The sequence below is a fragment of the Bradyrhizobium sp. genome (genome assembly GCF_035273305.1).
Taxonomy (GTDB): domain Bacteria; phylum Pseudomonadota; class Alphaproteobacteria; order Rhizobiales; family Xanthobacteraceae; genus Bradyrhizobium.
The window spans coordinates 1-10,000 of sequence record NZ_DATEPI010000115.1 but is presented as its reverse complement, the minus strand read 5'-3'; the positions used below and the strand labels follow the sequence as shown (position 1 = coordinate 10,000).

9 protein-coding genes are annotated in these 10,000 nt (G+C 59.9%); 8 read left to right on the top strand and 1 reads right to left on the bottom strand.

Annotated features, from left to right (window positions below; all coding sequences use genetic code 11):
- The 6 genes from VJV58_RS07785 to VJV58_RS07760 all read left to right on the top strand — a co-directional run.
- The coding region (locus VJV58_RS07785; protein ID WP_324136761.1) for a xanthine dehydrogenase family protein molybdopterin-binding subunit at positions 1–1,884 on the top strand (1,884 nt) is incomplete at its 5' end.
- Positions 1,885–1,935: 51 nt separating this feature from the next.
- Positions 1,936–3,183, top strand: a complete 1,248-nt coding sequence (locus tag VJV58_RS07780) for an ABC transporter substrate-binding protein (protein WP_324136760.1) — start codon at positions 1,936–1,938, stop codon at positions 3,181–3,183.
- 52 nt (positions 3,184–3,235) lie between these two features.
- Entirely contained in the window at positions 3,236–4,120 is an 885-nt protein-coding gene (locus VJV58_RS07775) for a branched-chain amino acid ABC transporter permease (protein WP_324136759.1), read from the top strand.
- A gap of 16 nt (positions 4,121–4,136) precedes the next feature.
- Positions 4,137–5,123 carry a branched-chain amino acid ABC transporter permease gene (locus VJV58_RS07770; RefSeq protein WP_414641443.1) on the top strand — a complete coding sequence of 329 codons (987 nt, stop codon included), beginning with the start codon at positions 4,137–4,139 and terminating at the stop codon, positions 5,121–5,123.
- On the top strand, positions 5,120–5,893 hold the full coding sequence (locus tag VJV58_RS07765) for an ABC transporter ATP-binding protein (RefSeq protein ID WP_324136757.1): 774 nt from the start codon (positions 5,120–5,122) through the stop codon (positions 5,891–5,893). Before VJV58_RS07770 ends, VJV58_RS07765 begins: the two co-directional genes overlap by 4 nt.
- A 4-nt stretch (positions 5,894–5,897) precedes the next feature.
- Positions 5,898–6,602: an ABC transporter ATP-binding protein gene (locus tag VJV58_RS07760; RefSeq protein WP_324136756.1), complete on the top strand. Its 705-nt coding sequence runs from the start codon at positions 5,898–5,900 to the stop codon at positions 6,600–6,602.
- 67 nt (positions 6,603–6,669) lie between these two features.
- On the opposite strand, the gene VJV58_RS07755 is transcribed toward VJV58_RS07760, so the two are convergent.
- The gene (locus tag VJV58_RS07755) at positions 6,670–7,572 is read right to left on the bottom strand and encodes an NAD(P)-dependent oxidoreductase (protein ID WP_324136755.1); all 903 of its coding nucleotides are present in this window, start codon (positions 7,570–7,572) and stop codon (positions 6,670–6,672) included.
- Positions 7,573–7,755: 183 nt separating this feature from the next.
- Here VJV58_RS07755 and VJV58_RS07750 point away from each other — a divergent pair, with 183 nt between their 5' ends.
- Both VJV58_RS07750 and VJV58_RS07745 read left to right on the top strand, forming a co-directional pair.
- Positions 7,756–8,742: an ABC transporter substrate-binding protein gene (locus tag VJV58_RS07750; protein ID WP_324136754.1), complete on the top strand. Its 987-nt coding sequence runs from the start codon at positions 7,756–7,758 to the stop codon at positions 8,740–8,742.
- A 62-nt stretch (positions 8,743–8,804) separates the two neighbouring features.
- On the top strand, positions 8,805–10,000 hold a 1,196-nt coding region (locus VJV58_RS07745; RefSeq protein ID WP_324136753.1), incomplete at its 3' end, for a dihydroxy-acid dehydratase.

The following is a 10,000-nucleotide window of genomic DNA, read 5'->3' as shown; positions in this document are numbered from 1 at the left end:
GGCGACAATCTGGCCTTCGAGCGCCACCTCGACGTTGGGACGGTTGACGCCGCGTTCGCCGACGCCGATGAGGTGGTGGAAGCGGATTTCATCTTTGGCCGCCACACCGGAGTGACGCTGGAGCCCCGTTCGGTGGTCGCCGACTGGAACGAGGGCGAAAAAAGGCTCACGATCTATCAGGGCACGCAGGCGCCGCACATGGTGCAGAACATCGCGGCGCTCCATCTCGGGCTTGAGGATTCGCAGGTTCGCGTGGTTTGCAAGGACGTCGGCGGCTCGTTCGGCATCAAGGTTCACATTTACGCCGACGAAATGGCGACCTATGCGCTGTCCAAGCTGCTCCGCCGCCCCATCAAGTTCGTTGCCGATCGCGTTGAAAGCTTTAACACCGATATTCATGCCCGCGACCACCAGTGCAAGGGCAGGGTGGGTGTTAAGCGGGATGGCAGCATCGTGGCGTTCGAGATCGACGATCTCACGGGGATCGGCCCATATTCGATGTATCCGAGGACCAGCGCCATCGAAGCTAACCAAATCGTCAATCTGGTTGGTGGTCCCTATCTAACCAAGAACTATCGCGCCCATGCTCGCGTGGTGTTTCAGAACAAGAACGTCATGTGCCAGTACCGCGCGGTCGGTCACCCCATCGCTTGTTCGATCACAGAGGGCCTGGTGGATTTGGCGGCGGCGAAAATCGGCATGGACCCGGTGGAGATCCGTCGGCGCAATCTCATTCCCGACCATGCCTATCCCTGCGTATCGCCGTCAGGTCTTCGATTTGAGCTATTGTCGCATCATGCCGCGATGAACAAGCTCGTGACCACGATGAATTACGAAGAGCTCCGCGCCGAACAGGAGGCGTTGCGCAAGAAGAACGTTCATCGCGGCATCGGAATTGCCAGCTTCATCGAAGTTACCAATCCTAGTGCGGCTTTCTATGGTGTCGGCGGCGCGCGCATCTCGTCGCAGGACGGTGTCGCGGTGCGGCTGGACGCTCAAGGGTCGGTGATTTGCCAGACCAGTATCACCGAGCAGGGACAAGGATCAGAATCCCTCACGGCGCAGATCGTCGGCAGCGTGCTCGGTGTCTCGATGGAACGCGTCCGCATCATTCTCGGGGATACCGACAACACGCCTTACGGCGGTGGCACCTGGGCTTCGAGAGGAGCAGGGATCGGCGGCGAGGCCGCTCTTCAGGCTGCGAAGGTGCTTCGCAAGAACATCCTCGACGTCGCGGCTGCGATCCTTCAGTCTTCGCCCGACGATCTGGACATCGCCAATGATGCGGTTGTCAATGCAAGTGATGGCTCATCGCGCATCGAGCTCCGCGAACTGGCCAGAATCGTCTATTTCCGCCCTGACACGTTGCCGCCTGGAATCCAGCCGGAATTGATGGCGACGCGTCATTTCGTGCCCCGCGAATACCCGTTTGCCTTTACCAATGGTGTCCAGGCCTCCTGGCTAGAAGTCGATACCGACACCGGCTTTGTGAAGCTGCTCCGGCATTGGGTAGTCGAGGATTGCGGGACGATTGTAAATCCGCAGCTGGTCGACGAGCAAATTCGGGGCGGAGTGGTCCAGGGCCTTGGCGCGGCGCTGTTCGAAAAGTGCATCTATGACGAGCGCGGCCAACTGACCAACGCCAACATGGCCGATTATCTGGTGCCAATGTCCGGCGAAATGCCTGACATCGATGTCGCTCACGTGGTATCCCCGACCGCCGAAACGGAATTGGGCGCAAAGGGCGCGGGAGAGGCCGGAACAGCGGGCGCCGCCGCGGCGGTGGCCAATGCAGTCAATGATGCGCTGAAACCGTTCGGCGCTATTATCACCGAGATTCCGCTGACGCCGCAGGTTATCCTGACCGCCTTGGGGAAAATTTGAACGAGCACGAGGCCGACGAAGCGAACATAAAATTCAGGGAGAACGACCAAAATGAAAAAGATCACGTCCGCATCGATGACCCGCCGTCGCTTGCTGGCGACGGCCAGCGCCGGAGCGGCGTTCGCCGCCTCGCCATTTCGCATCAATTTGCTACAGGCGCAGGAAGCAAATATCAAAATCGGTTTTCCGGTTCCCCTGACCGGGCCGTATGGCACCGAAGCGCAGGACCAGGTGCGGGCTGCGCAGCTTGCCATCGCGCAGTTCAACGACGCGGGCGGGCTCAACGGCCGCAAGGCGGAGCTTCTGGTTCGAGACGACAAGCTCAATCCCGGTGAAGCCGCGACCCGGACCTTGGAACTGGTCGAAAAGGAGAAGGTGAATTTCGTTGTCGGCAGTCTTTCTGCCGCGGTGCAGCTTGCGATCAACAACGTTACCAAAGAACGCGGAATCATCTTCAATTCGATCAGCCAGTCGGATGCCATCAACGAGGCCGCCGATTTCAGCCGTTTCACCTTCCACGAAGCCTTAAACCCGCATCTGACCTCCGGCGCGGTCGGACGATACGCGTTTTCGAAGTTTGGCAAGAAAGTCGCGTTCCTCACCGCGGATTATGCCTACGGTCACGAGATGGTCCGCGGCTTCCTCGAGGTCGGCAAGGCATTCAATATCCAAAATCTCGGCGACATCCGCCACCCGCTCGGCACATCCGATTTCTCGACGCTGCTGCCCCGAATCCAGGCGCTGAAACCGGATATTCTCTGCATCAGCAACTTCGGCCGTGACCAGCAGATCGTGCTGAAGCAGGCGACCGATTTCGGGATCAAACAGACGACGCAAATCATCGCACCTCTGCTCTCGCATGCGAGCCGGGTCGCCGCCGGGCCGCAGGCGTTCGAGGGCGTGATCGGCGGGTGTTCATTCTATTGGGGCATCGAGGATAAATTTGCATCCACAAAGGCCTTTAACGAAGCCTTCAAGAAAATGTACGACGGCAAACTGCCGACCGATTACGGCGCGCTCGGCTATGGCGGCGTGCGAACGGTGCTGACGGCGGTCAAGAATGCCGGCAGCGTTGAAACCGACAAGGTGGTGGCCGCGCTGGAAGCACTGAAATACGATTTCTACAAGGGTCCGCAATATTATCGCAAATGCGATCACCAATCGGTGCAGTCGGTGCTGGTCATCAAGTCGAAATCGAAAAACCTGCGCAACGAATCCGATGTATTCGAGGTGATCAGCACGGATGAGCCCAACGAGGCTAATCTGCGCACCTGTGCCGAGCTCGGGCATAAAGCCTGACGACGCGCGCGAGGGTGTGCCCCCTTCGGGCACACTCTCTGGAGGAAAGCGTATGGCCGGTCTGAGCGTCAACCTGATTGCGTTGCAACTGTTCGCCGGGCTGGCTCTCGGCGCCATCTATGTTCTGTTTGCGATCGGGCTTTCGCTGATTTTCGGCATGCTGACGGTCGTCAATTTCGCCCATGGCGCCTTCTATATGGTTGGCGCGTATGTCGGCGTCTACATGCTCATGCTCGGCGGAGATTTCTGGATCTGCCTGGTCATCGTGCCATTGGCGGTCGGGTTGTTTGGCCTGGTGGTGGAACGTATCCTGATACGGCCGCTCTACGGCAGGGGTATTGACTATCCATTGCTGCTGACGTTCGGCTTGAGCTACGTGATGGTCGAGCTGGTTCGCATTGCGTTCGGCAAGACCGGATTTCCGTTCGATACTCCGGAAGTTCTGCAAGGCGCGGTCAACATCGGCGTCGGGTATTTTCCACTGTATCGGCTATTCGTTATTGGGGCGACCGCGGCAGTGCTGCTGGCCCTTTGGCTGTTTTTGGAAAAGACCAGTTTCGGACTGATCATTCGTGCCGGCGCGCGCGATCCGCAGATTGTTCGCGTGCTAGGGGTAAACGTCGCTCGAGTCTGGCTGATCGTATTCGGTATCGGAACTGCGATTGCAGGGTTCGCGGGGCTATTGGCGGCACCCCTTCAGGGCGTGAGTCCGGAGATGGGCAGCACCATTCTTGCCGAGGCGTTTGTGGTGACGGTGGTCGGCGGCATGGGATCGATCGGGGGCGCCGTGCTCGCCGGACTGCTGGTGGGCGTCGTGGTCAGCATGACCTCGCTGTTTGCGCCGGAGATGGGAAAGGTATCGATTTTTGCGCTGATGGCGATTGTTCTGATCGTTCGCCCCCAGGGTTTCTTCGGCCGCGCCGGATTGATGAGTTGAAGGGTAACACCAGCTCATGAATGAGATGACCCAGCCATACAAGCTGGCGAAAGCAGCGCCGGTAAGCTGGTTTCACTTTGCGACGAGGCATCGCGGAAGCATCGCAAGCCTTGTGGTGCTGGTGTTTCCGCTGGTCATGCCGTTCACGGCGCTTGCGGTGAACATTTTGATTTATGGCTTGTACGCGCTCGGCTTCAATCTGGTCTATGGCTATCTGGGCTTGCTGTCCTTCGGACATGCCGCGCTGTTCGGCACGGGCGCTTATCTTTGCGGCATTGCGATCGTGCATTTCGCGCTGCCTTGGTACGCCGCAATCGTGATCGGCATTCTGGGCGGGCTACTGATGGCGGGAATGATCGGCGTACTCGCGATCCGAACCCGCGGAATCTACTTCGCGATGGTGACGATGGCGCTCTCGCAATGCGTCTATTACCTGTTCTATCAAGCCGTCGACTGGACCGGCGGCGAAAACGGGCTCCGCGGCATCAATGTTCGTGTGATCAACGTCCTGGGGCTGAGGCTGGACTTCATCGACCCATTGACGCGCTATTACGTGATCGCGGCTTTTGTGATCGCCGCGTTTTTTGTTCTCTCGCGCATACTGGCTTCGCCGTTCGGAGCCGTTATTGAAGCGGTCCGCGAAAACGAGACCCGCGCCAAGGCCTCTGGTTACGATGTCACCGCCACGCGTCTGATCACCTTCGTTTTGTCGGGTGGATTTTGCGGTTTGGCCGGCGCTCTGCAGGCACTGCATCTGTCGATCGTGCCGATCGAAATCATGCATTACGACACTTCGGGCATTGTCGTGATGATTGCACTGCTTGGCGGCATGGGGACGTTTTTCGGGCCAATGATCGGCGCCGCAGCGTTCCTGCTGCTCGAAAATCTCGTCTCGCTCTGGACCGTGCATTGGCAATTGATTGTCGGTGCGGTCTTTATGATTTGCGTGCTGTTCTTCCCGGCGGGGATCTGGGGGACTCTTATTTCGCGGGGCAGGCGATGACCACCGGCGCATCGTCATCGTCAACGACTCCCATTCTGCGCACCAGAGGCGTCGGCAAGACCTTCGGCAAGTTCGTCGCACTGAACAACATCTCAGCCGAATTTACCAAAGGCGCTATCACATCGATCATCGGCCCGAACGGGGCGGGCAAGAGCACCTATTTTAATCTGCTGTCTGGGGCGTTGCGGCCAACCAGTGGCAGCGTTGAATTCGAAGGCCGGGATGTGACCGGGATTCCGCAGCACCGCTTTGCCCACATGGGAATCGCAAAATCGTTTCAGATCACCAATGTCTTCCCCCAGCTTTCGACCCGCGAGAACATCCGTATCGGGCTGCAGGCGCTGGTGTCGCGCTATAACATGTGGCGTCCGCGCGCGAGACTAGGCGAACTGGCCGAGGGCGCTGACGAATTGCTATCGCTGGTTGGCTTGTGGGAGTCGCGGGAGCGCGCGGCAAAGACGCTGGCGCATGGCGAGCAACGCGCGCTGGAAATCGGGATGGCGCTGGCGAGCCGACCGCGCCTGTTGTTGCTTGACGAGCCAACGGCCGGAATGAGTCCCGAAGAAACCCGGACCATGATGGACCTGATCGTGAAACTCGCCAGTGAACGCACGGTCATCTTGGTCGAGCACAAAATGAAGCTGGTGCTTGGGATCAGCGATCGTATCCTGGTGTTGCACCATGGTGAGCTGCTCGCGGAGGGTACACCTGGGGAGGTTCGCAGGAATGAAGCGGTAAAACGCGTCTATCTTGGCCAGCGGGAGCACTGATCGCATGCTGCGGGTCAATAATCTGAACGCCTGGTACGGATCGAGCCATGTGCTGCAGGATATCTCGCTCGAGGTGGCCAAGGGCGAAATCGTTTGCCTGATCGGACGCAATGGCGCGGGCAAAACCACGACGCTCAAATCCATCATGGGCCTGATGGACAGGACGCGCGGATCGGCAATCTTCAAGGGAAAGGAGCTGCTGACCGAGCCTGCTCACATACGCTTTGCGCTGGGATTGGCCTATGTGCCCGAGGAACGGCGGATCGTGCAGGGGCTTTCGGTTCGCGAGAATTTGAGGCTCGGGCTTGTGGCGTCGCCGGAGAAGAAACGCGAGGCCGAGCTGATTGAGAAAATCGCCCGCGTCTTCCCGCGATTGGCCGAACGTCTCGACCAGGAAGCGCTGACGATGTCCGGCGGTGAGCAGCAGATGCTGGCGATCGCTCGTGCCATGATCGCCAATCCGGACCTCATCATGCTTGATGAGCCTTCTGAAGGCATCATGCCGGTGCTGGTTGACGAAATGTTTGCGCTGTTTCGGGCCATGAAGAAGGAGGGAACGACGGTTCTCCTGGTCGAGCAGAACGTCGAACTGGCGCTCGACATCGCCGACCGCGCTTACGTGTTGGACCAAGGTGCCGTGGTTTATCAGGCCACCGCGAACGAGCTGCTCGCCGATAACGAGATCAAGGAACGCTACTGCTCGGTATAACCCGTGTCATGCTGCAGGGCTGCGTGTGAGCGATCCACGCATGGACCGTATGATCTGCCAGGACTCGCTAACCGGGCTGGCTCGCCGACAGCTTGTAAATTTCAAGCGCATCGGCATCTGCGCCGCGGGCTGCTTTCGCTAGTCTGAATAGTTGCGCGGCAAGGCTTGCCATCGGCACCGGACTGGATGTGTGGCTGGCCACATCGATCACCGTATCCAGGTCCTTCAGCATCGTGGCGATGTGGCCGAGCGGCGGGGAATGAATGCCCTGTACCATTCGGGGCACGAACAACTGCAAAGGAATCGAATCCGCAAAGCCGCCCGCGAGCGCCTCGGGCAGCCGGCCGGCATCGATCCCGGCGTTGACGGCAAGACGCGTCGCCTCGGCAAGCACCGCCATCGCGCAGCCCACAATCACCTGGTTGCAGAGCTTCGCGGTCTGGCCCGCCCCAATCGGTCCCATATGGGTCAGCCGTCGCGCCATCCTCAGTACATAGGGCCGCACGCGCTCGATCTCGGCCGCCTCGCCGCCGGCCATCACGGCGAGGGTGCCCTCTTCCGCGCCCATGGTGCCGCCGGATACGGGAGCATCGATCCAGCCCATGCCATTGGTCATTTTCAGCCGTGCTGCGATCGCCCGCGCTGCGTCCGGATGAATCGAGGAAAAATCGACGACGAGCTTTCCAGCGCCTTTCGCCTTCGCCATGCCGTCGCGACCGAACACCACTTCTTCGACTGCGCTGGCATCGGTGACGCACATGAAGATGATGCTCGCCGCATCCGCCACATCGCTCGGATGAGACACGAGCTTGCCGCTGGCTTCCACCAAAGCGGTGGCCTTCTCCGGCGACCGGTTCCAGATCGTGACGTCGTGACCAGCATCTAACAGGCGCCGCGCCATCGGCGACCCCATCATTCCCAGCCCGACATAGCCAAGCTTTTCCGCTGTTTCTGCGCGCGCGGCGGCCATTTCAATATCTCCGTTGATCCCTGCCGGTGAGAGCTGATCCGGCAACTTGGCCTTAGCACAATTGCCGGTGCGGCGGGCGGTGCGGGGGATGTCGCGATGGCTTGCCTCATCATTTGAACCATGAAAGGCTTGGCTCAACCTGGTTGCGCTGACGCTGGCCGGCATCGGAGAAGTGGAGCGGGGATGACGCTGAAATGTTCAAAATGGATGCTGGCGGCCGGGGCTTTGAGCGCCATCCTGGCAAGCGTAGCTCCATCGAAGGCGCAGCAGACGATCCGGGTCGGCTGGACCATTCCAGCCGAGGAATCGAAATACTGGATGATGCGCAGGCCCGCGGAATTTCCCGATCTCGGTAAAACCTACAAGGTCGAATGGACGCAATTCCAGGGTACTGCGCCGATGACGCAGGCTCTCGCGGCGGGTGCGCTCGATTGCGCGACGCAGGCGCCGCTCTCGCTGGCGAACGGCGTCGTCGGCGGAAACCTGAAGGCCTACATCGTGGCCCAGCATGTGTACGAAAAGCCGGGTGGCTTCTCAGTGTACTGGGCGGTCATGGATGACTCCCCGATCAAGAAGATTTCAGATCTCAAAGGGAAGACCGTCGGCATTTCCGTGATCGGCGGCGGCACGTATGGCCCGTTCGCGATGCTGCTGAAGAAGAACGGCGTCGATCCGGCCAAAGACATCAAGCTGGTCGAGGTCGGGTTTGCCGTCTCCGAAGACGCGCTGCGCCAGGGCCGTGTCGATGCGGTGAACATGAACCAGCCGTTCGCGGCACGCGCCGAAGCCAAGGGCGGCACACGCAAGTTGTTTTCGTTATCCGAGGAAATGCCGAACATCGTTCATATCCTTGAGGCATGCCGCGCGGAATTCGTCGACAAGAACCCTGATCTCGTGAAGGCCTATGTTCGCGACATCACGTCGGGCATGAAGAAAGCACTGGCAAATCGGGAGGAGACGCTCAAGGTCGTCTCCGAAGTGTTGAAAGCGCCGATCCCGGTTCTGGACACGTATCTGCTCAAGGATAATGATTTCGGCAGGGACCCCGGCGCCGCGCCGAATTTCCCGGCAATTCAGAAGATGCTGGATATCTATGCAGAGACCGGGATGCTGCCAAAGATGGATGTCGCGCAGTTCAAGCATCCGACCATCGTCGCGCCGCTGCAGTAGCACCTTGTCCGCAAACGACCTGACATCTGAAGCACTGCGGGCGGACGCATGAGGTCGCGCGCATGAAAAAATGGCGATCACGCGTGACCACCGATGGGCTGGATCGTGCGCCCCATCGCGCCTTCATGCGCGCGATGGGACTCGACGATGATGCACTCGCCAAGCCGATGATCGGCGTCGTCAGCATGAAAGGCGAGCAGACGCCGTGCAACATGACACACGATTTTCAGGTCGATGCCGCGAAGGCCGGAATCGCGGAGGCCGGCGGCACGCCGCGGGAATTCGCCACGATTTCGGTGTCCGACGGCATCAGCATGAACCACGAAGGGATGAAATTCTCGCTGCTGTCGCGCGAGCTGATTGCCGATTCAATTGAAGCTGTGGTCCATGGTCTGGCCTACGACGCCTTGATTGGCTTCGGGGGTTGCGACAAGACGCTACCTGGCGTGATGATGGCAATGATCCGCTGCAACGTGCCCTCGATCTTCATCTATGGGGGAAGTGCGCTTCCCGGCCGGTTCGGGGGCAGAACGCTGACCGTGCTCGATTCCTACGAGGCCGTTGGCGCGGTCATGACCGGGGAAATCGACAGGGCGACGCTCGAAGGCATCGAGCGGACGTGCTTGCCGACGATCGGCGCTTGCGCCGGGCAGTTCACCGCCAACACCATGGCAATGGTGTCCGAGGCGATGGGCTTGACTATGCCCAACGTCTCGATGATTCCCGGCGTCTACCCCGAGCGGGCGCAGGTCGCGCGTTCCGCCGGGCGACTGGTTATGGCGATGCTGAAGAGGGGCGGACCGTTGCCGCGAGAGATCGTCACGCGCAAGGCGCTGGAGAACGGCGCCGCGATTGTCGCCGCGACCGGTGGATCGGCCAATGCCGCCCTGCATCTCCCAGCGCTCGCCAATGAAGCCGGAATATCCTTTTCCATCGATGATGTCGGCGAGGTATTTGCGCGCACGCCTCTGATCGGCAATCTCCGCCCTGGCGGGAAATATACCGCCAAAGACGTCTATGATATCGGCGGCGCCGCGGTCGTGATCCGTGCGCTGGTGGAAAGCGGTCATATCGACGGCGACTGTCTGACCATTTCGGGCCGGACGATCGCGGAAGAGTATGCCAACGCGAACGCGCCTGATGGCGACGTCATCTTTCCCACAAGCGCGCCTATCATGCCGGATGGAGGCGTCGCAGTTCTCAAGGGAAATCTTTGCCCTGACGGCGCCGTCATCAAGGTCGCCGGCCTCAAGAGCCT

Bases quoted from the DNA above. Each gene is read 5' to 3' on its own strand.
- VJV58_RS07780 (WP_324136760.1), top strand. From the start codon at position 1,936: ATGAAAAAGATCACGTCCGCATCGATGACCCGCCGTCGCTTGCTGGCG.
- VJV58_RS07775 (WP_324136759.1), top strand. From the start codon at position 3,236: ATGGCCGGTCTGAGCGTCAACCTGATTGCGTTGCAACTGTTCGCCGGG.
- VJV58_RS07770 (WP_414641443.1), top strand. From the start codon at position 4,137: ATGAATGAGATGACCCAGCCATACAAGCTGGCGAAAGCAGCGCCGGTA.
- VJV58_RS07765 (WP_324136757.1), top strand. From the start codon at position 5,120: ATGACCACCGGCGCATCGTCATCGTCAACGACTCCCATTCTGCGCACC.
- VJV58_RS07760 (WP_324136756.1), top strand. From the start codon at position 5,898: ATGCTGCGGGTCAATAATCTGAACGCCTGGTACGGATCGAGCCATGTG.
- VJV58_RS07755 (WP_324136755.1), bottom strand. From the start codon at position 7,572: ATGGCCGCCGCGCGCGCAGAAACAGCGGAAAAGCTTGGCTATGTCGGG.
- VJV58_RS07750 (WP_324136754.1), top strand. From the start codon at position 7,756: ATGACGCTGAAATGTTCAAAATGGATGCTGGCGGCCGGGGCTTTGAGC.